The 25,886-nt window shown below is 71.8% G+C and carries 19 protein-coding genes; 4 read left to right on the top strand and 15 right to left on the bottom strand.

Annotated features, from left to right (window positions below):
• Positions 1-278: 278 nt before the first annotated feature.
• From ACFRAR_RS16720 to eccD, 9 genes are all read right to left on the bottom strand, one after another.
• Positions 279-1,964, bottom strand: coding sequence for a ribonuclease J (locus tag ACFRAR_RS16720; protein ID WP_380698801.1), 1,686 nt, complete (start codon positions 1,962-1,964; stop codon positions 279-281).
• A 169-nt stretch (positions 1,965-2,133) separates the two neighbouring features.
• On the bottom strand, positions 2,134-3,033 hold the full coding sequence (gene dapA, locus ACFRAR_RS16725) for a 4-hydroxy-tetrahydrodipicolinate synthase (protein WP_380698802.1): 900 nt from the start codon (positions 3,031-3,033) through the stop codon (positions 2,134-2,136).
• Positions 3,034-3,248: 215 nt separating this feature from the next.
• Positions 3,249-3,980, bottom strand: coding sequence for an FAD-dependent thymidylate synthase (gene thyX, locus ACFRAR_RS16730; protein WP_380698803.1), 732 nt, complete (start codon positions 3,978-3,980; stop codon positions 3,249-3,251).
• Positions 3,977-4,435: a hypothetical protein gene (locus ACFRAR_RS16735; protein WP_380698804.1), complete on the bottom strand. Its 459-nt coding sequence runs from the start codon at positions 4,433-4,435 to the stop codon at positions 3,977-3,979. The genes thyX and ACFRAR_RS16735 overlap by 4 nt, the downstream gene beginning before the upstream one ends.
• Positions 4,436-4,460: 25 nt before the next feature.
• Positions 4,461-5,207, bottom strand: coding sequence for a 4-hydroxy-tetrahydrodipicolinate reductase (dapB, locus tag ACFRAR_RS16740; RefSeq protein WP_380698805.1), 747 nt, complete (start codon positions 5,205-5,207; stop codon positions 4,461-4,463).
• A 25-nt stretch (positions 5,208-5,232) separates the two neighbouring features.
• A complete protein-coding gene (locus ACFRAR_RS16745) occupies positions 5,233-6,585 on the bottom strand; it encodes a M16 family metallopeptidase (RefSeq protein WP_380698806.1) in 1,353 nt (450 codons plus the stop codon).
• A gap of 119 nt (positions 6,586-6,704) precedes the next feature.
• Positions 6,705-8,912 (bottom strand): polyribonucleotide nucleotidyltransferase, encoded by a 2,208-nt coding sequence (locus ACFRAR_RS16750; protein WP_380698807.1) that lies wholly within the window; start codon positions 8,910-8,912, stop codon positions 6,705-6,707.
• A 469-nt stretch (positions 8,913-9,381) separates the two neighbouring features.
• Positions 9,382-9,672 (bottom strand): 30S ribosomal protein S15, encoded by a 291-nt coding sequence (gene rpsO / locus ACFRAR_RS16755; RefSeq protein ID WP_030245440.1) that lies wholly within the window; start codon positions 9,670-9,672, stop codon positions 9,382-9,384.
• 190 nt (positions 9,673-9,862) lie between these two features.
• Positions 9,863-11,323 carry a type VII secretion integral membrane protein EccD gene (gene eccD, locus ACFRAR_RS16760; RefSeq protein ID WP_380698808.1) on the bottom strand — a complete coding sequence of 487 codons (1,461 nt, stop codon included), beginning with the start codon at positions 11,321-11,323 and terminating at the stop codon, positions 9,863-9,865.
• A gap of 328 nt (positions 11,324-11,651) precedes the next feature.
• On the opposite strand from eccD, the gene eccCa reads away from it, so the two are divergent.
• Both eccCa and ACFRAR_RS16770 read left to right on the top strand, forming a co-directional pair.
• Positions 11,652-15,596 (top strand): type VII secretion protein EccCa, encoded by a 3,945-nt coding sequence (gene eccCa / locus ACFRAR_RS16765; RefSeq protein WP_380698809.1) that lies wholly within the window; start codon positions 11,652-11,654, stop codon positions 15,594-15,596.
• Between the two features lie 468 nt (positions 15,597-16,064).
• Positions 16,065-17,468 (top strand): APC family permease, encoded by a 1,404-nt coding sequence (locus ACFRAR_RS16770; RefSeq protein ID WP_380698810.1) that lies wholly within the window; start codon positions 16,065-16,067, stop codon positions 17,466-17,468.
• A gap of 89 nt (positions 17,469-17,557) precedes the next feature.
• Here the strand turns inward: ACFRAR_RS16770 and ACFRAR_RS16775 are convergent, their stop codons facing one another.
• The 6 genes from ACFRAR_RS16775 to ACFRAR_RS16800 form a co-directional block, all read right to left on the bottom strand.
• A complete protein-coding gene (locus tag ACFRAR_RS16775; RefSeq protein ID WP_380698811.1) occupies positions 17,558-18,793 on the bottom strand; it encodes a hypothetical protein in 1,236 nt (411 codons plus the stop codon).
• Between the two features lie 64 nt (positions 18,794-18,857).
• Entirely contained in the window at positions 18,858-19,397 is a 540-nt protein-coding gene (locus ACFRAR_RS16780; protein ID WP_380698812.1) for a SigE family RNA polymerase sigma factor, read from the bottom strand.
• A gap of 109 nt (positions 19,398-19,506) precedes the next feature.
• A complete protein-coding gene (mycP, locus tag ACFRAR_RS16785; RefSeq protein ID WP_380698813.1) occupies positions 19,507-20,739 on the bottom strand; it encodes a type VII secretion-associated serine protease mycosin in 1,233 nt (410 codons plus the stop codon).
• 98 nt (positions 20,740-20,837) lie between these two features.
• The gene (locus ACFRAR_RS16790) at positions 20,838-21,128 is read right to left on the bottom strand and encodes a WXG100 family type VII secretion target (RefSeq protein WP_380698814.1); all 291 of its coding nucleotides are present in this window, start codon (positions 21,126-21,128) and stop codon (positions 20,838-20,840) included.
• Between the two features lie 119 nt (positions 21,129-21,247).
• A complete protein-coding gene (locus ACFRAR_RS16795) occupies positions 21,248-21,550 on the bottom strand; it encodes a WXG100 family type VII secretion target (protein WP_380698815.1) in 303 nt (100 codons plus the stop codon).
• A 181-nt stretch (positions 21,551-21,731) separates the two neighbouring features.
• Positions 21,732-23,417: a type VII secretion protein EccB gene (locus ACFRAR_RS16800; RefSeq protein WP_380698816.1), complete on the bottom strand. Its 1,686-nt coding sequence runs from the start codon at positions 23,415-23,417 to the stop codon at positions 21,732-21,734.
• Positions 23,418-23,600: 183 nt separating this feature from the next.
• On the opposite strand from ACFRAR_RS16800, the gene eccE reads away from it, so the two are divergent.
• Positions 23,601-25,010, top strand: coding sequence for a type VII secretion protein EccE (gene eccE / locus ACFRAR_RS16805; protein ID WP_380698817.1), 1,410 nt, complete (start codon positions 23,601-23,603; stop codon positions 25,008-25,010).
• On the top strand, positions 25,010-25,777 hold the full coding sequence (locus tag ACFRAR_RS16810; RefSeq protein WP_380698818.1) for a hypothetical protein: 768 nt from the start codon (positions 25,010-25,012) through the stop codon (positions 25,775-25,777). Before eccE ends, ACFRAR_RS16810 begins: the two co-directional genes overlap by 1 nt.
• Positions 25,778-25,886: the final 109 nt, after the last annotated feature.

Genomic DNA, 25,886 nt, shown 5'->3' on the forward strand with positions numbered 1-25,886 from the left:
TCGGACTGCCTTCCAGCAGGCCCTCCGGGCTTCGTTCTTTCGTGTTTCCAGCTTATCAGATGTTTTCCGCTCCGTTTTCCGGAGTTTCATTCATCCGATCCGCTTTCGCCTTTCGGCGCTCCCGAACTCTACCAGAGTTTCTCGGTCCGTTTTCCCCGGTCGTTCTCGAATTCAAATTCGAGCCCGTTTCCGAGGGGCCGTCCCGTGGGGCAACCCGGAGAACATTACGCACCGGGTCGCCCCACGTCAAACCAGCGTCAGCCGGTGTTGAGCGAGCGTCAGACCTCGACCACGACCGGCAGGATCATCGGCCGGCGGCGGTAGTTGTCCGCGACCCACTTACCGACGGTCCGGCGGACCAGCTGCTGCACCTGACGGGGCTCCAGCACGCCGTCGCTCGCCGAGCGGTCCAGCGCCTCCTGGAGCTTGGAGACCACCGGGACGAACGCGTTGTCGTCGATGCCGGAGCCGCGGGCCTGGATGGTCGGGCCGCCGACGATCTTGCCGTTGGCCGAGTCGACCGCGACGAAGACCGAGATGAAGCCCTCCTCGCCGAGGATCCTGCGGTCCTTGAGCGAGGCCTCGGTGATGTCGCCGACCGAGGAGCCGTCCACGTAGACGTAGCCGGCCTGTACCTTTCCGACGATCCGGGCGACGCCGCCCTCGAGGTCGACGCAGACGCCGTCCTCGGCGATGACCACGCGGTTGCGCGGCACCCCGGTGGCGATGCCCAGCTCGGCGGCCGCGCGCAGGTGGCGCCATTCGCCGTGGACCGGCATCAGGTTGCGCGGCTTGCAGATGTTGAAGAAGTAGAGCAGCTCGCCGGCCGAGGCGTGGCCCGAGACGTGCACCTTGGCGTTGCCCTTGTGCACGACCTTGGCGCCCCAGCGGGTCAGGCCGTTGATCACCCGGTAGACCGCGTTCTCGTTGCCCGGGATGAGCGAGGAGGCCAGGACGACGGTGTCGCCTTCGACGATGCGGATCTGGTGGTCGCGGTTGGCCATCCGGGACAGCGCCGCCATCGGCTCGCCCTGCGAACCGGTACAGATCAGCACGACCTCCTTGTCCGGCAGGTCGTCCAGCTGCTTGACGTCCACGACCATGTTGCCGGGGACCTTCAGGTAGCCGAGGTCCCGGGCGATGCCCATGTTGCGGACCATCGAGCGGCCGACGAAGGCGACCTTGCGCTTGTACTCGTGGGCGGCGTCCAGCACCTGCTGGATGCGGTGCACGTGGCTCGCGAACGAGGCCACGATGATGCGCTTGTCGGCGTTCGCGAAGACGTTGCGCAGCGCCGCCGAGATGTCCCGCTCGTGCGGGATGAAGCCGGGGACCTCGGCGTTGGTGGAGTCCACCAGCAGCAGGTCCATGCCCTCCTCCGCCAGCTTGGCGAAGGTCGGCAGGTCGGTCAGGCGGCCGTCCAGCGGCAGCTGGTCCATCTTGAAGTCACCGGTGGCCACGACCATGCCGGCGGGGGTGCGGACCGCCACGGCGAGGGCGTCCGGGATGGAGTGGTTGACCGCGATGAACTCGCAGTCGAAGGGGCCGATGCGCTCGCGCTCGCCCTCCTTGACCTCCAGTACGTACGGCCGGATGCGGTGCTCGGCGAGCTTGGCCTCGATCAGCGCCAGGGTCAGCTTGGAGCCGATCAGCGGGATGTCCGGGTTCTCCCGCAGGAGGAACGGGACGGCGCCGATGTGGTCCTCGTGCCCGTGGGTGAGGACGATGCCGTCGACCTTGTCGAGGCGGTCCCGGATGTAGCTGAAGTCCGGGAGGATCAGGTCCACACCGGGCTGCTCGTCCTCGGGGAAGAGGACGCCGCAGTCGATGATCAGGATGCGGTCCCCGTACTCCAGGACCGTCATGTTGCGGCCGATCTCGCCGAGGCCGCCGAGCGGGGTGATCCGGAGGGCGCCCTCCTTCAGGGCCGGGGGTGCGCCGAGCTCGGGGTGCGGGTGGCTCAAAAGACTCTCCTCACGACGCACGCCATATGCCCGGGGTCCTCCCCCTGGAGACATATGGCGCGCGTACTCAGTGTCGTTTTCCTACTGGGTCTGTGCTCTCGCGCCTGCGGTCCGGTCCAGCGGCGGACCCGGGAGGGTCCGGCGAGCCGGGGCGCGCACGTCTTGTCTGCTACAGGTGTACCCCGCCGGCGGCGAGATCCTGCTTCAATCGCGCGACCTCCTCGGGCGTCGCGCCGACCAGCGGCAGTCGCAGCGGTCCGGCGGGCAGCCCCTGGAGCTCCAGGGCGGCCTTGGTGAGGATCACGCCCTGAGTGCGGAACATACCGCTGAACACCGGCAGCAGGCGCTGGTGGATGCTGGTGGCCTTGACCACATCGCCCGCCAGGAAGGCCTCGATCATCGCCCGCAGGTCCCCGGCCACCACGTGCCCGACGACGCTGACCACGCCGACGGCTCCGACGGACAGCAGCGGCAGGTTGAGGGCGTCGTCGCCGGAGTACCAGGCGAGGTCGGCCCGGGCGATGGCCCAGGCCGCGGCGCCGAGGTCGCCCTTGGCGTCCTTGTTGGCGACGATCCGCGGGTGCTCGCCGAGCCGGACCAGCGTCTCGTGGCTCAGCGCGACCCCGCTGCGGCCCGGGATGTCGTACAGCATGACCGGCAGCCCGGTCGCGTCGGCGACGGCGACGTTGTGCCGGTACAGGCCCTCCTGCGGGGGCTTGCTGTAGTACGGCGTGACGACCAGCAGGCCGTCCGCTCCGGCGGCCTCCGCCTGCCGGGCCAGCTCGACGCTGTGGCGGGTGTCGTTGGTGCCGACGCCGGCCACCACGTGCGCGCGGTCCCCGACCGCCTCGACCACGGCGCGGACCAGCCGGTCCTTCTCGGCGTCGCTGGTGGTCGGGGACTCGCCGGTGGTGCCGTTGACGACGAGGCCGTCGTTGCCGGAGTCGACGAGGTGCGTGGCGAGGCGCTGGGCGCCGTCGAGGTCGAGGCCGCCGTCGGCGGTGAACGGGGTGACCATCGCGGTCAGGACCCGGCCGAACGGCGTCTGGGGGGTGGAGGTCGGAGCCATGGGTCCAAAGCTACTCGTAGGCGGTGGGGCGTCCCCCATGCCGGTCCGGTGTTCGGACAGCTGAACCGCGTCGGTGGTGCTGACGTGGGATTCCGGTGCTGCCCGCTCGGGGGTTCGGGCAGCACCGGAATCCGTGTTCACGAATGTAGGGAGCGGCTAGAAAAGCCGCAATCCAGACATGCCAGGCACTCTGCCCGTATGCCTGTCGCCCCAGGTCAGGGGGCGACCCGGCCGTGCTTCTCGAAGGCCGCATGGGTGAGCGGCATGAGCCGGGCCCACTGCTCCTCCATCAGTTCGGCGACCATCTCGATCTCGCGCTGCGGGAAGGACGGCACCGTGGCGTTCTCGCGCTTGGTGCGCAGCGACAGGAAGTGCATCAGCGAACGCGAGTTGCAGGTCGCGTACATCGAGGAGAACAGGCCCACCGGCAGCACCGCGCGGGCCACCTCGCGGGCCACGCCGGCGGCCAGCATCTCCTGGTAGCGGGCGTAGGACTCGCGGTACGCGGCCTCCATCGCCCCGGTGGTGGTCCGGTGCTGCTCGGGCGTGCCGTCGTGGAACTCGTACTTGCCCGGGCGGCCCTGCTGGACCAGCTTGCGGTCCTCACCCGGAACGTAGAAGACCGGCTGGAGCTCGCGGTAGCGGCCGGACTCCTCGTTGTACGACCAGCCGCTGCGGTGCCGGTGGAACTCCCGGAACACGAAGATCGGCGCGCTGATGAAGAACGTCATCGAGTTGTGCTCGAACGGCGTGCCGTGCCGGTCGCGCATCAGGAAGTTGATCAGGCCCTTGGACTTCTCCGGGTCCTGCTGGACGGCTTCCAGGGACTGCTCGCCCGCGGTCGAGACCCGGGCCGCCCAGATGACGTCCGAGTCGGCGGCGGCGCTGCGGACCAGCTCCACCGTCACGTCGCTGCGGAAGCTGGGGGCCGTCGGTTCGTCGCTCACGCGTTACTCCTTGCGGGTTCGGTGCTGTGCAGCTTGATGGCGTGCTGCATGGTCTTGCGGGCGCGCGGGGTGTCGCCGGCGTCGGCGTAGGCCACGGCGAGGCGGAACCAGACGCGCCAGTCGCCGGGTGCGTCCTGCGCCTCGGCCTGGCGGCGGGCGAACACCGCGTCGGCCGAGGCCCGGTCGATCCGCCCGCCCTTGCTGCGCCTCAGCTCGTCGACCGGCAGGCCGCCCTCGGCCTCCAGCTCGCGGGCCATCAGCTCGCTGGCCTTGCCGAAGCGGACGGTCTGGCGCAGGAACCAGACACCGATCACCGGGATCACGAAGGCGCAGATCCCGATGCCGATGCCGAGCGGCTTGCCGGTGGCGACCAGTTGGACGCCCTCCCCCACGCAGACGAGGGCGACCAGCAGCAGCACACCGGACAGGACGAAGAAACCGGTGCGCGAGGTCATCGGACACTCCCTGGGTTCGACACTGTCACAGGTCCAGGAAGTGTTCGAGGCCGAAGGTCAGCCCGGGCGTCCCGACGACCTTGCGCGCGCCCAGCAGGATGCCCGGCATGAAGCTGCTGTGGTGCAGCGAGTCGTGCCGGATGGTGAGCGTCTCGCCGGTGTCGCCGAACATCACCTGCTGGTGGGCGAGCAGGCCGCGCAGCCGCACCGCGTGCACCGGCACCCCGTCCACGTCGGCGCCGCGCGCGCCGGGCAGGCTGTGGGTGGTCGGGTCCTGCTGCGGAGGCCGGCCGGCCTCGGCCCGGGCGGCGGCGATCAGCTGGGCGGTGCGGGTGGCCGTGCCGCTGGGGGCGTCGGCCTTGCGGTCGTGGTGCAGCTCGACCACCTCGACCGACTCGAAGTAGCGGGCGGCGATCTGCGAGAACTTCATGCCGAGGATCGCGCCGATCGAGAAGTTCGGGGCGATCAGCAGGCCGAGCTCCGGGGCCTCGTCCAGCCAGCCGCGGACGGTGGCGAGCCGCTCGTCCGTCCAGCCGGTGGTGCCGGTGACCACGTGGACGCCGTGGTGCAGGCAGTAGTCCAGGTTTCCCATCACCGAGTCCGGGTGGGTCAGCTCGACGGCGACCTGGGCGCCGGCCTCGGTCAGTTCCGCCAGGTCGGAGCCGCGGCCGAGGGTGGCCACCAGCTCCAGGTCCGGCGCGGCCTCGACGGCCTTGACCGCCTCGGAGCCGATCCGTCCCCCGGCGCCGATCACGGCGACACGCAGCGTCATAGCGAAGTTCCTCTCACCAACAGGTTCAGACCAGCAGATCGGCGAGCTTGGCGGCCCGCTTGTCGTTGACCGGGCCGATCAGGGCGAGCGACGGCCGGTACGCGCCCAGCACATCACGCGCCACCGCGTGGACGTCCTCCAGGGTCACCGCCGCGATCCGCTCCAGCATCTCGTCCACCGACAGGTGGTGCCCGTAGCTGAGCTCGGCCTTGCCGATCCGGTTCATCAGCGAACCGGTGTCCTCCATGCCGAGCACCGTGGAGCCGGAGATCTGGCCGATCGCCCGCCGCAGCTCCTCCTCGGTGATGCCCTCCTCGACCACCTTGGCCAGCTCGGCGCGGCAGATCCGCAGCACCTCCTCGACCCGCTTGGGCTGGCAGCCGGCGTAGATGCCGAACAGGCCGCTGTCCGCGTACGACGAGGAGTACGAGTACACCGAGTACGCCAGGCCCCGCTTCTCGCGGATCTCCTGGAACAGCCGGGAGCTCATCCCGCCGCCGAGCGCCGCGTTGAGCACGCCCATCGCCCAGCGGCGCTCGTCGTGCCGCGGCACCCCGGGCACGCCGAGCACCAGGTGGGCCTGCTCGGTGGAGCGGTTGAGCACCTCGACCTTGCCGGCCGTGCGCAGCGCCTTGACGCCGCGGCGGGCCTCGGCCGGGGCCGCGGTGGAGGCCGCCAGCACCGGCGCGAAGGCCTGCTCGACCTGCTTGACCACCTTGCGGTGGTCGAGGTTGCCGGCCGCGGCGACGACCAGCTGCTCGGGCCGGTAGCGGCGGCGGTAGAAGCCGGCGATCTGGTCCCGGGTGAGGGTCCGGATGGTCTCCTGGGTGCCGAGGATCGGGCGGCCGAGCGGGCCGCTGCCGTAGATCACCTTGGCGAACAGGTCGTGCACCACGTCGCCCGGGTCGTCCTCGGCCATCGCCATCTCCTCGAGGATGACGCCGCGCTCGGCCTCCACGTCCTCGGTGCGGATCAGCGAGCCGGTGAGCATGTCGCAGACCACGTCGATGGCCAGCGGCAGGTCGGTGTCCAGGACCCGGGCGTAGTAGCAGGTGTTCTCCTTCGCGGTGAAGGCGTTCATCTCGCCGCCGACCGCGTCCAGGGCCGCCGAGATGTCCAGCGCGCTGCGCCGCTCGGTGCCCTTGAAGAGCAGGTGCTCCAGGTAGTGGGTCGCGCCGTTGAGCTGCGGGGTCTCGTCCCGCGAGCCGACGCCGACCCAGATGCCGAAGGTCGCGGAGCGAACCGTCGGCAGGGTCTCGGTGACGACCCGCAGGCCGCCGGGGAGGACGGTGCGGCGCACCGTGCCGGCGCCGTCGACGCCCTTGAGCAGGGTCCGGGTCGTGCCGGGACGCTGCGTTACCGCCGGGGCCTGCGCCACGGGGGGTACCTCCAGAGGAAACGCACGTGCGGAAGAGCACGTACGGACGAACGCGTGGACAACGGGGTGCGGCCCGCACGCCGGGAGGCGTACGGGCCGCGGGGTCAGCTAGCGGCGCTTCACTCGGAAGCGGCCTCGCCGCCCTCCTCGCCCTCGACGACCGGGATCAGGGAGAGCTTGCCGCGCGGGTCGATCTCGGCGATCTCGACCTGGACCTTGGCGCCGACGCCGAGGACGTCCTCGACGTTCTCGACGCGCTTGCCGCCGGCCAGCTTGCGGATCTGCGAGATGTGCAGCAGGCCGTCCTTGCCCGGCATCAGCGACACGAACGCGCCGAACGTCGTGGTCTTGACCACGGTGCCCAGGTAGCGCTCGCCGACCTCCGGCATGGTCGGGTTGGCGATCTGGTTGATCGTGGTGCGGGCGGCCTCGGCGGCCGGGCCGTCGGCGGCACCGATGTAGATGGTGCCGTCGTCCTCGATCGTGATCTCGGCGCCGGTGTCCTCCTGGATCTGGTTGATCATCTTGCCCTTGGGGCCGATGACCTCACCGATCTTGTCCACCGGGATCTTGATGGTGATGATGCGCGGCGCGTTCGGGGACATCTCGTCGGGCGAGTCGATGGCCTCGTTCATCACGTCGAGGATGTGCAGGCGGGCGTCCTTGGCCTGCTTCAGCGCGGCGGCGAGCACCGACGCCGGGATGCCGTTCAGCTTGGTGTCCAGCTGGAGGGCGGTGATGAAGTTGCGGGTACCGGCGACCTTGAAGTCCATGTCGCCGTACGCGTCCTCGGCGCCGAGGATGTCGGTCAGCGTGACGTAGTGGGTCTCGCCGTCGATCTCCTGGGAGATCAGGCCCATGGCGATGCCGGCGACGGCGGCCTTCAGCGGCACACCGGCGTTCAGCAGCGACATGGTCGAGGCGCAGACCGAGCCCATCGAGGTGGAGCCGTTGGAGCCCAGCGCCTCGGAGACCTGGCGGATGGCGTACGGGAACTCCTCGCGGGTCGGCAGCACCGGCAGCAGGGCGCGCTCGGCCAGCGCGCCGTGGCCGATCTCGCGGCGCTTGGGCGAGCCCACGCGGCCGGTCTCACCGACGGAGTACGGCGGGAAGTTGTAGTTGTGCATGTAGCGGCGACGCGTCTCCGGGGAGAGCGTGTCCAGCTGCTGCTCCATGCGCAGCATGTTCAGCGTGGTGACGCCCAGGATCTGGGTCTCGCCGCGCTCGAACAGGGCCGAGCCGTGCACCCGCGGGATGGCCTCGACCTCGGCGGCCAGGGTGCGGATGTCGGTGACGCCGCGGCCGTCGATGCGGACCTTGTCCTTGATGACGCGCTCGCGGACGATCTTCTTGGTCAGCGCGTTGTAGGCGGCGCCGATCTCCTTCTCGCGGCCCTCGAACTCGGGGAGCAGCTTCTCGGCGGCCAGCGCCTTGACGCGGTCCAGCTCGTTCTGGCGCTCCTGCTTGCCCGCGATGGTCAGGGCCTGGGCGAGCTCGTCCTTGACGGCGGCGGTCAGCGCGGCGAGGACGTCGTCCTGGTAGTCCAGGAAGACCGGGAACTCGCCGGTCGGCTTGGCGGCCTGGGCGGCCAGCTGCGCCTGCGCGGCGCACAGGACCTTGATGAACGGCTTCGCGGCCTCCAGGCCGGAGGCGACGATCTCCTCGGTCGGCGCCTCGGCGCCACCCTCGACCAGCTTGATGGTCTTGTCGGTGGCCTCGGCCTCGACCATCATGATCGCGACGTCGCCGTCCGGCAGGACGCGACCGGCGACGACCATGTCGAAGACGGCCGACTCCAGCTCGCTGTGGGTCGGGAAGGCGACCCACTGGCCGTTGATCAGCGCGACGCGGACGCCACCGATCGGGCCGGAGAACGGCAGGCCCGCCAGCTGGGTGGAGGCGGAGGCGGCGTTGATGGCGACCACGTCGTACAGGTGGTCGGGGTTGAGCGCCATCACGGTGACGACGACCTGGATCTCGTTGCGCAGGCCCTTGACGAAGGACGGGCGCAGCGGGCGGTCGATCAGGCGGCAGGTGAGGATCGCGTCCTCGGAGGGCCGGCCCTCGCGACGGAAGAACGAGCCGGGGATGCGGCCGGCGGCGTACATCCGCTCCTCGACGTCCACGGTCAGCGGGAAGAAGTCGAAGTGCTCCTTCGGCTGCTTGGACGCGCTGGTCGCCGACAGCACCATGGTGTCGTCGTCCAGGTAGGCCACGGCGGAGCCGGCGGCCTGACGGGCCAGACGGCCGGTCTCGAAGCGGATGGTACGGGTGCCGAAGGAACCGTTGTCGATCACGGCCTCGGCGTAGAACACGTTCTCTTCCACCTGGAAGATCTCCTCTTTCGTACGTTCTCCGGGAGAGCGTCCCCGCGTCCTGCCTGCGGTTGGCCCCCGGGCCCTCGACTGGGAGGGCGGCAGTCGGGCCGGTCTTCGATCGAAGCCTCCGGAGTGCCCCGCTCGGTCTGCGGGGGCTCCGACGGCCACTACCGAGGACCGGCGCCTCACGGCTGCCGGGCCGGGAAGGGCGGTCCGCGTCTGGACGCTCTCTCGGATGCGGGCGGCTTCCGTTTGAAGCCTTCGTCCCGCGGGGGGTTCGGGTCCTTCTGCCCGGGCGGCGCGCTGGTGCGCCATCACCCGGCATGCCCACAACCCTACGGTGCAATCCTCGGCCACCTGGGGAGGTGCGCGCGAGTTGTTATGTCCGGACGCCGTCGGCGGCGGCTCGTCGCCGACCGCCGCGGCATACGCGCGAGGGGCGGCTCCCCGGTGTGGGGAGCCGCCCCGAGCGGCGTTCTCAGCGGGCGCCGCCGGCGGCACCGCGGCGGATGCCCAGGCGGTCGACGAGCGTACGGAAGCGCTCGATGTCCTTCTTGGCCAGGTACTGCAGCAGGCGGCGGCGCTGGCCGACCAGGATCAGCAGGCCACGACGCGAGTGGTGGTCGTGCTTGTGCAGCTTCAGGTGCTCGGTCAGGTCCGAGATGCGACGGGAGAGCATGGCCACCTGGACCTCGGGGGAGCCGGTGTCGCCCTCCTTCTGGCCGAACTCGGCGATGATCTGCTTCTTGACGTCAGAGGCGAGAGCCACTGCAACTCCTTCGGGGTCTACCGAGCGGTCCTGGTCGACAGCACAGGACTCATCGAGAACTCGGTGTCGTGAGCACGGCCGACGGTCGGCGCCCCCTGGGAGCGGACACATGGCTGCACTCGAAGGCCAAGGGTACCCGATGCCGACGCCGCGGTGGCCACCACGGCGTCGGCATGACCGGGTACGGCCGTCAGCCAGTGGCGCCGCGGACCAGCCGGTAGATGTCCAGGACGGCGAGCGCCAGCGGGACCAGCGCGATCAGGGTGAGGCTGTCCACCAGGTCCAGGATGCGCCCCCAGAACGGGGAGACCCCGAGCCGGGGCACCACCAGGGCGATCGCGGTGAGCAGCGCGGCGCCGAACGCGATCGAGGCGGCCAGCCAGACCGTGCGCAGGTCCAGCTCGGTGGTGGAACCGGCGGCCCGCAGGAAGAACTGCGGGGTGTGCAGGGAGAGCCCGACGATCAGCAGGCTCAGGCCGAGCAGGCCGGCCACGGTGAGGCTGAGCACCTGCGCGGTGTAGCGGAACAGCCGGGCGCGCAGCATCGCGGCCAGGCCGAGGGCGAGCGCGAGCAGCTCGGGGAAGGTCTCGTCGGTGAAGCCGAGGACGGCGCAGGCGCCGACCACGACCGCGGCGCAGCCGCCGACCAGGCCGACCAGCACCTCGTGGCCGCGGCGGGCCTGGTGCGCGATCCTCTCGTACTGGACGGCCTCGGCGCGCTCGGCCTCCTCGTCGTAGTCGCGGCTGCGGGTGCGGGTCTGGCCGGGGGCGCTGAAGCCGACCGGCAGCCGGGCGAAGCGGGCGGAGAGGCTGGGCAGGAAGCCGACCGCGGCGACGGCGGCGACACCGGTGACGGCGGCGATGTGCCCGGCCGGCGTCCGCGGCAGCAGGACCGCCGCGAAGGTGGCGAGCGCGCCGGCGGTGGACACCAAAGAGGCGGCGACGAACACCGCGTCCCGCTCCGGCAGCAGGCCGGTCAGCAGGATGGAGACCACCAGGGCCACGACGCAGCCGGTCAGGAACTGGAGCCGGCCGGGTCCGTCGCCCTGGTGGGCGACGGCGATGATGCCGCTGCCGCCGATCATGGCGTGCGGCAGCGCGCCGAGGCCGAGCGCGACGGCCGCGTGGGCGTCCTGGTAGACCCGGGCGCGGACCCCGGCGAGCGCGGTGAGCACGACGGCGGTGACGCCGGCCAGGATGCCGGGCAGGCCGTGCATGTCGTGGCGCAGGTCGGAGAACCAGAGCGCGAAGCCGAGCAGGGCGAGCAGCACCCCGGCGCCGATCAGGCCGAAGCCGCGCATCAGTTCGGCGGTCCAGAACCGGCGGTCGGCCTCGACGGCGCTGGCGATCGCGTCGGCGACGTCGTCGTAGACGGCGGGCGGGAGCGACTCGGCGAAGGGGCGCAGCGCCAGCAGGTCACCGTCGCGGACGTGCTGGGCGGCCAGGGGCAGCCCGCTGTCCAGCACCGTGCCGTCGCGGCGGACCAGGTGGAAGCCGGTGGGGGTGCCGTCCGGCTGGCTCTGGTTGGCCAGGCGCAGCACCTCGGGGTAGACGTCCGCGAGCGGGACGTCCTCGGGCAGGGCGACGTCGATCCGGCGGTCCGGGGCGACGACGGTCACCCGGCAGTAGCCGGTCGCGGCAGCGTTGGTCACGCTCCCACCTCGGTCCTTCGACGCACGTGGCGCTCCCCCTTGTTGACGGTGCCGAGGCCCGGCGGCGCTCGGTGTGGTGTGGAACCGGCCCGGCCGGGCCGCGAGTTGGCGCGGCGTTACCCTACCCGTTCGGTTCGTGTCCGGTGGCGGTGAGTACCGGGCCCTGGCGGGCGGTGCGGGGGCGACCGTTAGGATCGGCGCCTGCGCAAAGGTACGGGGGCTGCGCTGGGTGGGGCGTCCTCAGCCACCGGATTCCCGTACGGGCCGCACGCACTCGCGTGAGGGCTGATGCCGAAGTGATCGATCGACGCCGCGGGGTGGATGACACATGGGTGTGATCACGGTCAAGCGACCGGCCAGGGCTTATCCGCCCACCGTGCCGGACGAGCCGGTGGAGCTGGTGAGCCCGCCCGAGCTGCCCCGGCAGGGCGGCGAGGACTGGCTGATGAGCATCCTGCCGATGCTGGGCATGGGCGGCTCGGCGGTGTTCTTCTTCTCGCCGGGAGCGGCGGCGCCGATGAAGATCATGGGCGGTCTGATGATCGCCTCGACGCTCGGCATGGTGCTGGCGCAGATCGTCCGGGCGCGCAAGGGCGGCTCGACCGCGATGGCGGACGAGCGGCGCGACTACCTGAAGTACCTCCAGCAGACCCGCCGCCAGGTGCGCCGCACGGCGGAGCGCCAGCGCGGCGCGCTGCTGTTCCTGAACCCGGCGCCGGACCAGCTCTGGTCGATCGTCGAGGACGGCCGGCGGCTGTGGGAACGGCGCACCGGGGACGGCGACTTCGCGCAGATCCGGGTGGGCCTCGGGCCGGTGCAGCTGTCCACCCCGCTGGTGGCGCCGCAGACCGCGCCGATGGACGAGCTGGAGCCGCTGGCGGCGGCGGCGATGCACTCCTTCCTGAAGGCCCACGGCACCCTCCAGGACCTGCCGCTGGCGGTCTCGCTGCGGGCGTTCTACCACATCACGGTGTGCGGGGACCCGGACTCGGTGTACGGCAACGTGCGCGCGATGATCGCCCAACTGACCACCCTGCACTCGCCGGACGACCTGATGGTGGCGGTCGCCGCCGCGCCCGGTGCGGCCGAGGAGTGGGAGTGGACCAAGTGGCTCCCGCACAGCCAGCACCGCAAGGAGGCCGACGGCGCGGGTTCGCGCCGGCTGTTCGCGAGCGACCTCGGCGACCTGGAGTACCTGCTCCAGGACGAGCTGGCCGGCCGTCAGCGCTTCGTGCGCGAGGTGGCGCCGCCGGCCGACCAGCCGCACCTGGTGATCGTCATGGACGGCGCCGGGGTGCCGCACGACTCGCTGCTGGCGAGCCCGGAGGGCGTGCAGGGCGTGACGGTCATCGAGGTGGTGCCGGGCGAGGTCGACGAGCCCAGCGGGCACCTGATGGTGACGGTCGGCGCCGACGAGCTGGTGCTGCGCTCGGCCTCCGGGGCGACGTACTCCGGCAAGCCGGACCTGCTCTCGGTGTGGCAGTCCGAGGCGCTGGCACGGCAGTTGGCGCCGTACCGGATCTCGGCCGGCGGGGACGACGAGCCGCTGCTGTCCAACCTCGACTTCACCGACATGATGAACTCGGGCGACCCGGGCTCCTTCGACGTGGCCCGCAGCTGGCGCCCGCGCGCCCAGCACGAGCGGATGCGGGTGCCGCTCGGCGTCGGCGCCAACGGCGAGCACGTCTACCTGGACATCAAGGAGGCGGCGCTGGAGGGCATGGGCCCGCACGGCCTGTGCGTGGGCGCGACCGGTTCCGGCAAGTCGGAGCTGCTGCGCACGCTGGTGCTGGCCCTGGCCATGACCCACTCCTCGGAGATCCTGAACTTCGTCCTCGCCGACTTCAAGGGCGGTGCGACCTTCTCCGGCATGGCGGACATGCCGCACACCTCCGCGGTGATCACCAACCTGGAGGGCGAGCTCACCCTGGTCGACCGCATGCGCGACGCGATCGAGGGCGAGCTGCACCGCCGCCAGGAGCTGCTGCGCTCGGCGGGCAACTACGCCAACATCCACGAGTACGAGCGGGCCCGGGCGGCCGGCGCGGCGCTGGACCCGCTGCCCTCGCTGGTGCTGATCATCGACGAGTTCTCCGAACTCCTCACCGCCAAGCCCGACTTCATCGAGATGTTCATCCAGATCGGCCGGATCGGCCGGTCGCTGGGCGTGCACCTGCTGCTGGCCTCGCAGCGCCTGGAGGAGGGCAAGCTGCGCGGCCTGGACACCTACCTGTCGTACCGGATCGGTCTGCGCACCTTCTCGGCCGCGGAGTCCCGGGCCGCGATCGGCGTGCCGGACGCCTACCACCTGCCGCCGGTGCCGGGTGTCGGCTACCTCAAGTTCGGCGAGGACGTGATGGACCGGTTCAAGGCCGCCTACGTCTCGGGCCCGTACCGGGCTCCGGGGCAGCAGCGGTCGACCGGCGGGCAGCGGGTCGACGCGCGGCCGGTGGAGTTCACCGCGTCCTTCGTGGAGCTGCCGGACGTGGTGGAGGAGGAGGTCGCGCCGCAGGCCCCGGAGCAGGACGACGCGCTGGTGGACACCGTGCTGGACGTGTTCGTCCAGCGGATGGCCGGCCAGGGCCCGGCGGCGCACCAGGTGTGGCTTCCGCCGCTGGAGGAAGCGCCGAGCATGGACCACCTGCTGCCGCCGCTCCAGGTGGTGCCGGAGCGCGGGCTGACCGCGCCCGGCTACCCGGCGGGCCGGCTGCGGGTGCCGATCGGCATCGTGGACCGGCCGCGCGAGCAGAAGACGGACATCCTGGCGGTCGACTACGCGGGGGCGGCCGGCCACGGCCTGATCGTGGGCGGGCCCCGTTCGGGCAAGTCGACCGTGGTGCGCACCACGGTGGCCTCGTTCGGCCTCACCCACACCCCGCTGGAGGTGCAGTTCTACCTGCTCGACTTCGGCGCGGGCAGCTTCCAGTCGCTGGGCGGGCTGCCGCACGTCGGCGGGGTCGCCGGGCGCCTGGACGTGGACAAGGTGCGCCGGATGGTCTCCGAGGTGCACGGGGTGCTGAACCGGCGCGAGGAGCTGTTCCGGGTCGCCGGGATCGACACCATCGCCACCTACCGGGCCCAGCGGGCGGCCGGCCGGCTGCCGGACGAGGCCTTCGGCGACGTCTTCCTGGTGATCGACGGCTGGAACACCTTCAAGCAGGAGTTCGAGGCCCTGGAGCCGGTGATCAACGACATCGCCCAGCGCGGTCTCGGCTACGGCATCCACCTGATCATCACCGCGGCCCGGTACGCCGAGGTGCGCCCGGCGCTGAAGGACCTGCTGCAGAACCGCACCGAGCTGAAGCTCGGTGACGCGATGGAGTCCGAGGTGGACCGCCGGGTGGCGCAGAACGTCCCGGCGCTGGCCGGGCGCGGCATCACCGCGGAGCGGCTGCACTTCCTGTCCGGCCTCCCCCGGCTGGACGGTTCCTCCTCGGTGGACGACCTCCAGGAGGGTGTGGCCGGGCTGGTCGGCGCAGTCGACGGGGCCTGGGCCGGCCCGCGCGCCCCGCAGGTGCGGATGCTGCCGGCCGTCCTGGACGGCAACTCGCTGCCGAAGGGCTTCGAGCACCCGGAGCGCGGCGTCGCCTTCGGCGTGGACGAGGCGGAGCTGGCACCGGTCTTCGTCAACTTCGAGACCGACCCGCTGTTCATCGTCTTCGGCGACACCGAGTCCGGGAAGTCGGCGATGCTGCGGATGCTGATCAAGCAGATCACCGAGCGGTACACCTCGGACCAGGCGGGCATCGTGGTCGGCGACTACCGGCGCGCGCTGCTCGGCACGGTGCCGCCGGAGTACCTGGTGGAGTACGCGGCCGCGCAGCCGGCGATGGCGGCCATCGTGGACATGCTGCGCGGAGCCTGCGCGCGCCGCCTGCCGGGACCGGACGTGACCGCCGAGCAGCTGCGCAACCGCAACTGGTACAGCGGCAAGGACATGTTCGTGATCGTCGACGACTACGAGCTGGTCGCGACGAGCTCGGGCAACCCGCTGGCGCCGCTGGCCGAATTCCTACCGTTCGCCCGCGACATCGGCCTGCGGGTGATCGTGGCCCGCAGCGCGGGCGGCGCCGGCCGCTCGCTGTACGAGCCGGTGCTCCAGCGGATGCGCGAGCTCGGAGGCCAGGGCGTGATCCTCTCCGGCAACCGGGACGAGGGCGCGCTGCTGGGGACGGTCAAGCCGCAGGCACTGCCGCAGGGCCGGGGGGTCTTCGTGTCCCGCCGCGTCACCAACGGGCAGATGGTCCAGACGGGCTGGCTGCCGGTGGCGTGACGCCGCCGACCGTCACGGAGAGTGGCCAAAGGGGCCGGACTCGCGGAGTCCGGCCCCTTCGGCGTCCCGGGTGCCGAAACGTTACCTAGATCTTTCCCGGCGGGGGCTGCGGTTCCCGTACCCGGCCCAGGAGCCGCCGGGAATATCCGGAGCGCCTGGCGTGTCGCCGTCCACCCGAAGCACTGCCTTTGAATCGCGGCACGTTTCCCTTTGTTCACCTTCGATTCAATCGCGATGTGGCCGAGGTAACAAGTAGGACAAACCTCGCAATGACTGAACGTGATCATCAGATCGTGTGTTTAGGCGGTTCACCGCAACGGATTCCGAAGCAGTTCCGGCGTTGACGCGGTCAATACGCCCAAGGTTCCATTGCGGCCAGGGAGCGACTGGAACCGGACACCGAGCAACCAGCCAGCGGAGGCGATACCGCTCCCACACCAGGACCGCACAGAGCCGATCGGAAGCCACATGACCGACACGCTTCGCCCGCCACAGAACGTGGCCGCCCCGGCGGCCGAGGCGGCAGCGCCCCAGCAACTCAAGCGCTCGATCGGCGTCGTGGGCGGCACACTGCTCACGCTGTCCTGCGTCACCCCCGCCTCGACGCTCTTCGTGATCGTGCCGGAGCTGTTCTCCAGCATCGGCAGCGCCACCGCGCTGACCATCGCGATCGGCACCGTGCTCTGCGTCGCGGTCGCGTTCTGCTACTCCGAGCTCGGCACCCTGATCCCCAGCGCCGGCGGCGAGTACGCGATGGTCGGCACGCTGGCCGGGCGGCTGATGGGCTGGCTGGTCTTCGTGCTCTCGCTGATCGTGGTGATGATCGTCCCCTCGGTCATCGCCCTCGGCACCGCCGACTACCTCGCCCCGGTCATGCACCTGGACAAGGCCATGACCGGCGCCGCCGTGATGCTCGCCGCCACCCTGGCCGGCCTGCTCGACCTGCGCGCCAACGCCTGGATCACCGGCATCTTCCTGGTGCTGGAGGTCATCGCGGCCGGTGTGGTATCGGTGCTCGGCTTCGCCCACACCAACAGCGGCGCCCCCAGCATGCTGCACGGCGTGATCACCGGGGCCGACGGCACCGCCACCACGGTGAGCGTGGGCGCCATCGTCGGCGCGCTCGGCATCGCCCTGTTCATCACCCAGGGCTTCTCCACCGCGGTCTACCTGTCCGAGGAGCTGGAGAACCCCCGCCGCAACGTCTCGCGCACCGTGCTGTGGACGCTCGGCATCTCCTCCGCGATCATCCTGGTCCCGGTCGTCGCCATCACCATGGGCGCCCCCGACCTGGCGACCCTGACCTCCGGCGACCTCTCCGGCCTGGTCACCGCCTGGAGCAACTCCGCGGTCGGCACCTTCATCAGCCTCTGCGTCGCGCTGGCCATCATCAACGCCGGCATCGTCATGGTCATCCAGAACTCCCGGGTGCTGTTCGCCTCCGCCCGCGACAAGGCCTGGCCGGCGCCGGTCAACAAGGCCTTCGGCACCCTCGGCCGGTTCGGCTCGCCGTGGATCGCCACCCTGGCGGTCGGCCTGCCCGGCGCCGCGCTCTGCTTCGTCAAGGGCGAGCTGCTGAGCAACATCACCGGCGTCGCCGTCACCGGGATGTACCTGCTGGTCGCGATCGCCGCGCTGCTCTCCCGCCGCGCCCACCACAAGCACGCCGCCGCCTGGCGGATGCCGCTGTGGCCGGCCATCCCGGTCGTGCTGATCGCCGTCCTGCTCTACGTGATCACCAAGCTGGACGCCGAGCCCCTGCTGTGGACCGGCGGCATCACCGCCGTCGCCACCCTCTACTGGCTGTTCTACCTGCGCCCCCGGCAGGACACCCGCTGGGTGATCAGCCTCCCCGAGGACCAGCAGGACTGACCGGACCAGCAGGACCGACCACCACCCTCCCCCACACGTCGGTGCCCCGGGCTCCCCCGCAGCCCGGGGCACCGACGTGTTCCCGTCCGCTACTTCCTCGCCTTCCAGGCAGGGCTGGTGGCGATCAGCTTCACCTGCTCCGAGGTGAGCAGCGGCCGGCCGCCGGACACCTGGTACACCAGCACCGACGTGCCGCCCGGACGCAGGACGTTCGCCGCGAACGGCTTCTCCTTGCCGCCGGGGTCTCCGCTGACGGTGATCCGGCTCCCGTCGGGAAGGGTGTCCGCCTCCTTGAAGGACCGCTCGGTCAGGAGGTCGCCGCCGTGTGCCAGGTTCTCCACCCGCACCACCACCTTGCCGGTGGCCTGGCCCTGGGCCAGATCGAAGGTGGCCGTGAGCTGGTTGCCGAAACGTCCGGTCACCGTCACCCCCTGCGGCAGCAGACCGGTCAGCACGGCCTCCCGGTCGGCCAGCGACAGGCCGGGATCGACCGCGTCCGCGTCGACGCCCTCGTACGGGACCGCCGCGACGACCCGGTCCCAGGACTTGTCGGTGACGACCGCCTTCAGCTGGTCGGGGGTGAGCGGCGGGTTGGGACGGCTGTCCGGCGCGCCCTTCTCCTGGGGCGAGTTCCACTCGCTCACGGAGACGCTCCGGCCGTCCGGGCCGCTCAGCACCGCGAGCCATTCCTTGGTGTCGGCCCGTCCGTCCGTGTACTCGTGCCCCTGGAAGACCATGAGCTTGGAGCCGTCCGCCAGGACGGTGTCCGTGCAGGCGTCGACCCGGGACGCCGCGAAGTCCGACGGGCAGCCGGGCGACTGCGCCTGGCCCGGCCGGGTCTTCTGGATGTTGAGCTGGATCAGCGACTTGCCGTGGCCGTCGTCGAGGACCACGCTCGCCGAGGCGTAGGAGTCCTTCCGCTCGTTCTCGGTGCCGTGCCCCTTGGCCTCGGTGATCTCCCCCTTCGGCAGCAGGGCCCGGAAGGTGGCCAGCACCTCGTCGTCGGAGACCGCCGCCGGGGCCGCGGACTTCACCGAGGTCGGGGTGGCCGCGGCGGCGCCGTCGGCGGTGGCCACCGGGGCGGAGGCCGCGCTCACGGTGCCGGCGTCCTTCGCGCCCTGGGAGGTCAGGTACACCGTGCCGGTGCCCACCAGGGCCAGCGCGGCGGCGCCGCCCACCACCGCGGCGGCCGAGCGGCGGCGCCAGCGGCGGCGGCCGAGCCGGTAGCCGCCGGCCGCCAGGTCGGTCCGCTCGGTGCGGAAGCCTTCGCCCGTACGGGTGAGGGCATAGAGAAGATCGTCCTCGAACTTGTCCGGTTCGGACATGGGTGCTCACCGTCTCCTTGTGTCGCGGGTTGCGGAAGTGCGTCAGATCGGGCGGCCGCCCGCCTCAGCGGGCGGCCAGCTCGGCGAGGGAGTCGCCGAGCAGGGCCCGCAGCCGGGCCAGGGCCCGGGTGGTGCGGGTGCGGACGGCGCCGGAGGAGACCCGCATGGCCTCGGCGGTCTCCTCGACGCTGCGGTCCTCCCAGTAGCGCAGCACCAGGACCGCGCGGTCCTTGGGCGGCATCCGGCCGAGCGCGTCGAGGAGGGTCAGCCGCAGGGTGCTGTCGGCGTCCTGCCCCTCCGGCTCCGGCAGGGCGTCGCTGGGGCGCTCGCCGCTGGAACGGCGGCGCTGCTGGGCCAGGAAGGTGCGCACCATGACGGTGTGGGTGTAGGCCGCCGGGTTGTCGATCCGGCCCCGGCCGGTGAAGGCGCTGCGCCGCCACAGCACGTACATCCGGCTGAGGGTCTCCTGCACCAGGTCCTCGGCGTAGTGGGTGTCGCCGCTGGTCAGCAGGCAGGCCGAGCGGTACAGGTGGCCGGTCCGGCCGGAGACGAGTTCCAGGAACTCCGCGTCCTTGGCCTCCCGGCCCGCCCTGGTCCACCGCATGCGCCCCGCCCCCCGCCGTCCGCCCTCTCCGACACTTCATCGATGCGGCGGGCGGGCCGCGGTGTTACACGGGTCCGGGCGGTTCTTCGGCGCGACGGCTTCCGGCGGTTCAGTCGGAGGACTTGCGCCGGTGGTCGCGCAGCACCACTCCGCCGCCGATCAGCAGGGCGACCAGCAGCGCGCCGATGCCGAGGACGTACGTCGCGGTGCGTCCGTCGCGATCGGCCTGGGTCTCGCCGAGGCCCACCGGGCGCGGCACGATCGGCGCGGCGGCGAGCTGCACCGGGGCGTCCGGGGTGGCCGCGAAGGGCGCGTCGGCGGGGGCCTTGGTGACGGCCTTGACCGGGTCCACCACACCCCAGCCGATGAACCTGTCCGGCTCACGCTGGGTGCGCTGCGCGGTCTGCTCGATCCAGGCCCGGACCTGGGCCGCCTTCCACTCCGGGTGGGCGCCGCGCAGCAGGGCGGCGAGGCCCGAGACGTACGGGGCGGCGAAGCTGGTGCCGTTGTCCACGCACTGGCCGCTCCCGGGCACGGTGGACAGCATGTCGACACCGGGCGCGGCGACCTTCACGAAGCCGCCGTACTGGGAGAACGGCGCACGCTCGTTGTTGCGGTCCGAGGCGCCGACGGCCAGCACGGTCGGGAAGGCCCCGGGATAGGTGTCGCCCTCCTTGCCGTCGTTCCCGGTCGAGGCGACCACCACGACGTCCTTCGCCTCGGCCTCCTCGATGGCGGCCTTCAGCTCCGGGTAGCCGCCGAACCGGGCGTCGCCGGCGCCGCGCACGTCCTGGGAGATGTTGATGACCCTGGCACCCCGCCTGACCGCCTCCCTGATCGCCGCGACCAGGGTGGAGACGTCACCGTTGCCGTCGCTGTCGTTCTGCCGGATCGACAGGATCCTGGCGTCGGGGGCCAGCCCGACGAAGCCGGTGGTCCTGATGGGACGGGCCGCGATGATCCCGGCCACCTTGGTGCCGTGGCCGACCGGGTCCTCGATGGACTTGCCCTGGATCGCTTCCTTGGTCTCCCGGTTGACCAGCAGGTTGGGGCCCTCGTCGACCTTGCCGGTCAGCTGCGGGTTGTTGACGTCCACACCGGTGTCGATGACCGCGACCGTCACCTTGTCGCCGGTGGTCCTCCCGCCCTGCCACAGTTCGTCCAGCAGCAGCCGCTGGAGCGACCACGGCACGGTCTGCACGTCGGGCGCGGGCTTGGGGCAGTCGCCGGCCGCGGCCAGTCCGGGGCCTCCCTCGGCGTACGCCGGGGCGGCGAGCGGGCCGCCCAGCACCGCCAGCGCGGCGAGCACCGCGGCCGCCTTCCGGTACCCGTGTCGGGACACCCTGCCACCCCTCATGTCGTCCACCCGTGCCGCGCGTCGGGGGCGGGTGCCCGGAATCCGGGTACCCGCCCCCTGTCGTTCCCTACGGAACCCGAACGTCAGCCCCAGAGCCTGGCGTTGGCGTCCTCGGTCGTCTTGTAGCTCTGCGCGGCCTGCTCCAGCGAGTTCGCGATCTGGGTGCAGGTCTGCTGGAGGTCCGCGGCCTTGGAGTCCCACACGGCCTGGTGGGCCTGGTAGCCCTGCTGGGCCGCACCCTGCCAGCTGGAGGCGATGCGGGTCACGTTGCCCTTGAGGTCGTTCAGCAGGTGGTCGATGCGGCTCGCCGAGGCCTTGACCTCCTCGGCCGCCTGGTGGACGGTCTGGAAGTTGACGAGAATGTGGTCGGACACGGTGTCTCCCTTGACGAGGGTGCGGAGCGCCGCGCGGTGGGCGGCGGACGCTCCGCGGTGCGGTGGATCAGGACAGGACGGCGATCAGCGCAGGTGCGTGTTCGACGCGGACGCGTCGGTCAGCCCTGGGCGGAGGAGAACATCGCCTTCTGCTCCTCTTCGGTGGCCGCGTACTGCTTGGTGGTCAGCTCGATCGCGTTCTTGATCGCGTCCAGCGACCGCTTGAGCGCCTCGATGTCGTCGTTCACCCGGCGCTGCAGGTCGGAGTAGGCGTTCGCCGCCTGGCCCTGCCAACCACTGGTGATGCCGGAGACCGTGCCGAGCAGCTTGGTCTTCTCAGCCTCGATCTTGCCGATGGCCTCTTCGATCTGCTTGGCGAAAGCCAGCATCTCCTGAGCAGTCATCGTGAACTGGCCAGCCATGCTCCACCGTCCCCCATGAGACAACATTTACGTGCACGGACGGCCCGGTGGGCCGACCGCCGCATCACCGACGTGATGTCCAGCAGCACTGTAGTCGGCACACGCAGCTCACCCAACACCGAGCACTGACTAGTTACCAGACCATGACACTGGGTCCAATTCGGTTGCCCCGCTTGGCCGGTCAGGCGTTCTGCGGCTGGGCGGCGGCCTTCGCCGTCAACGGCGGGCCCGCCGGGACCAGGTCGGACCACTCCTTCGGGACCGGCAGCGGCTGGACGCCCTGGTAGCCCAACCGGGCCTGGTTGGCGCCCGGTTCGTCCTTCGGCTGGTCCGGCTCCTGGGACGGCGCACCGGGCGCCGGCGTGGCACCGGGCTGCGGTGCCGACGGCTTCGGGGCGGCGCTCTGGCCGGGCTGCGGCGAAGCGGCGGAACGCTGGCTGCCGTCGCTGTTGGCCGGGACGGAGTAGCGCAACCCGGTCTCGGTGATCAGGAAGTCGGACCCGGAACCGGCCGCGGAGGCGTCCAGCGAGCGGTAGAACAGCCCGCGCCCGGGGGTCACGTACGCCGCCCCGGCGCCGTTGTTGTACGGCGCGGGGTACGAAGTCCCGGCCCAGACCGAACGCTTGGCCGTCTTCCCGTCCTCGGCGAAGCCGTCGAAGGTGCTGCACACGACCATCCGGGCGTCCTGGCGGTCCTGCCAGTTGTTCACCGGGGCGCCGGTCTTCAGCGGCCAGTCCGCCGCGGTGCCCTTCAGCGGGACGTCGCCGCCCAGCTTGGAGAGGTCGGCCGGGCCCATCTCGTCGCTGCGCGGCTTCTTGTCCTGGTCGTACTTGTAGAGCATCTGGTAGGCCGGGTTCTGCCGGATCAGCTCCGCCTGGAACGGGGTGACCAGGTAGAGCTGCTCCTTGCCGACCACGTAGTGGCGGTCCTGGTAGTGGACCAGCCGGCCGATCCGGCGGTCGGCCTGGTTGCTCAACTCCACCTTGGAGTTGGGGGCCTGGCTGTCGGCGACCCCCTCGACCTGCGGGAAGGCGATCGCGGTCCCGTTCACCAGGGTGTCGAGCCACTCCCGCTTGACCCGCTGCGGCACCGCGTTGGGCCCGAACACCGCGGTGATCAGCGCCTTGCGCTCCTTCTCGTCCGACTGCGGGGAGCCGATCTGGTGCTTGCGGCCCTGCGCGTCCACCACGTACAGGGCCGCACCCGCGGCGGCCGCCTGACCCGACGCCGGCGCCGCCGAGATCTGCTGCTCGTCGGCCTGCTGCACCAGCATCAGCTGGTCCGGGCCGAGCATCCGGTCCTTGGCCGCCAGCGTCGCCGAGTCCGCGCCGCCCGCCACGAACACCGCCTGGTTGACGGTCTCCTGCTTGTCGTCCGAGCCCGGGCGGTCGCAGACCGTCCACTTCATCGACTGGCTCGCCTTGTCCTTGCCCGGCAGCTTGTCCGGCGCGTACGGGATGCCGATCGTCGGACCGTGGTTGGGGTACCGGTCGAGCACCCCGTCGTCCACCACCACGACCTTGGCGTCGGCGGGCAGCACCAGCCGCGCCGAGGACATGTTGAGCACCTGGTGCAGCCGCCTGGTCTTGTTGTCCGGATCGGTGAGCACCACGTACCGGGTGGTCGACTGCTTGCCCTGGATGATGTTCTTGCCGTCGTCCCACTTCACCGGCGCGGCCGGCTTGAAGACCCCCCAGAGCCCGAAGCCGGCCACGATCACCGCCCCGGCCAGCACGCTCGGCAGCACCGCCTTCACCGGCCGCGGCGCGTCCTCGTCACTGCCGCCCCCGGCGGGCAGCAGGAAGGCGCCCACCGTGCGCTTGCGGGCGAAGGTGTAGGCGTTCAGCTCGTCCCGGCGCGATGCCATCCTCGTCGTCCCCCTCGTCAGACCCTGCCGGACCTCCTCGGACCGGCCTGCCCCGGTCACCCACCGGGCACGAACCGGCGTGAACCCTCTACGATGCGGCAGCAGACGGTGAGTACGGTACGGGTACGGTCCGCGACACAGCCAGCCGGGCCGCGACAACGGATCAGAGAGGGCCACCGGGGGATGCCAAGCCAGACCGCTCCAGGACGCCGCCGCAGTACGGGCGGTGGCAGGTCGCGCCGGGCCGGCCGGGCGCAGGCCGCGCCGCCGGCCGAGACCGGGACCGCCCGGCCACAGCCGACCGGTACCGGGGGCGGCGGCGCCGTCCAGGTCCGGGTCAATCCCCGACCGGGGCTGCTCGGCGGTCGGTTGAGGCTCCAGCAGCTCGTCCTGGTCGAGGTCGCGGCCGCCCTGGTCGCGGTCGGCTGGACGATCAGCCGACCGGCCGCGGCCGGCTTCGGCGCGGTCTCACTGGTCCTGCTCGTCCTCGCGGTCGTGCCGGTGCGCGGCCGCACCCTGCCGGAGCTGCTGAAGGTCCGCGCCGCCCTCAAGTCCCGCCGCAAGCAGGCCAGGACGCTGCTGCCGCCGGCCGGCACCGATCCGGGCCTGGCGCCCGCGCTGGAGCTCGAACCGGCGCTGCGCACCTGCACCCACGCCACCGAGGCCGAGTTCGGCGGCCGACCGGTCCGCCGGGAGACCGGCATGGTCGGCGACGGCACCTTCCTCAGCTCGGTGCTGCTCGTCCAGGCCAAGGACCAGCCGCTGCGCCCGGCGCGCACCGCGCTGCCGCTGCCGCTGGACGTGGTCTGCTCGGCGCTCACGGTGGACGACATCACCCTGGAGTCCGTGCAGTTGGTCCAGCACACCCAGCCGGCCCCGGCCCAGCACCTGCCCGACCAGTCGTTGGCCGCCCGCGCCTACCGCGAGCTGCCGGACGGCACCTCCACCCCCGGGCTGCGGCTGACCTGGGTCGCGCTCAAGCTCGACCCGGAGCGCGCGGCGACCGCCGTGCGGGCCCGCGGCGGCGGCGAGGAGGGCGCCCGCAAGGCGCTGCAGCGGGTCACCGACCAGCTGGCCGGGCGGCTCAACAGCGCCGGGTTCAACGCGACCGTGCTGGACGAGCGCGAGCTGATCGCCGCACTGGCCATCTCCACCTGCGCCAACCCGATCGCCGTGGCGGGCCGCCAGGGCACCGGCAGCGGCAGCGGCGGCACCACCCGCCGCACCCAGGAGGGCAACCGGTTCTGGCGGATCGACGACCGCTGGCACACCACCTACTGGATCTCCCGCTGGCCGCAGCTGAGCCGCCCCGACGGCACCGCGGGCCGGATCGCGGCACCGGACCTGGTCAACCTGGTCACCGGCTCCCCGGCACTCGCCAGCACCTTCAGCCTCACCGCCGGGCACGGCACCGGCGGCTCGGTGACCGTCAGCGGGCACCTGCGGGTGACCGGACGCAACGAGGACGAGGTCGGACAGGTCGGCCGCCTGGTGGAGACCCGGGCCCAGAGCACCGGCCTCGGCCTGGTCCGACTCGACCTGGAGCAGGCCCCCGGCATGCTCGCCACCCTGCCGCTCGGAGGGGCTTCCTGATGGCGTACCAGACCTATCCCGCCCTCGCCCCGCAGCCCGGCGCCGAGCAGCGCCGGGCCCGGCCGCGGATCCTGCCCGGCTTCGGGCTGCGCGGCCCCCGCCGGGAGAAGCACGTGCTGGAAGCGGCCGACCTCGCGGCGCTGGCCTTCCCGGTCGGCGACGACGGCGTGGTGATCGGCGTCGACCCGCACGGCCTGCCCGCGGTGCTCGGCCTGTTCCGCCCGACCTCGTACGACCTGGTGCTGGTCGGCGGCATGTGGACGGCGCAGATCATCGCGCTGCGGGCGGCGGCGATCGGCGCCCGGGTCGCGGTGGAGACCGCCCGCGGCCAGCTGTGGGGCCCGATGGCCCAGGCGGCCGGCGGCGGCCAGCCCTGCGTGACGATCCACCAGGTCGGAAGGCTCGGCCCGCAGGGCGCCTCGGTGGCCTCGCCGGTGCTGGTGGTGCGCGACCTCGGCGCCCGCCCGCCGCGCAGCCGGCTCTCCGCCGCGCCCTGGCAGACCACCCTGACGCTGCTGCCCTACCTGGGCCCGAACGCCTCCCGGGTGCTGAACGCGGCCGACCTGGTCGGCGTGCAGCGGGTCTCGCCCCAGGAGGCGGAACTGACCGGCCGGGTGCTGTCACTGCCGCCGGAGGACGTGGCCGCGCTGCCCACCCTCGGCGACGACCTGACCCTGTGGGCGACCCGGATGCGCCGTCAGTACGTACGGGCCGTGGCCGGGCAGGCAGAACAGCAGGTGCTCGGCGGGCCGCGAAGGATGGACTGAGCGCCGGCTCGCCGCACCCGGCGGGCCGGCGGGGAGCGAAGCCGCCTTCAGCGGGGGTTGCCGTACGGCCTAGTCTTTGATGCGGCAACGGCACCGCTGAACAAGCGGC

Source organism: Kitasatospora sp. NPDC056651 (genome assembly GCF_042792155.1).
Classification (GTDB): Bacteria; Actinomycetota; Actinomycetes; order Streptomycetales; family Streptomycetaceae; genus Kitasatospora.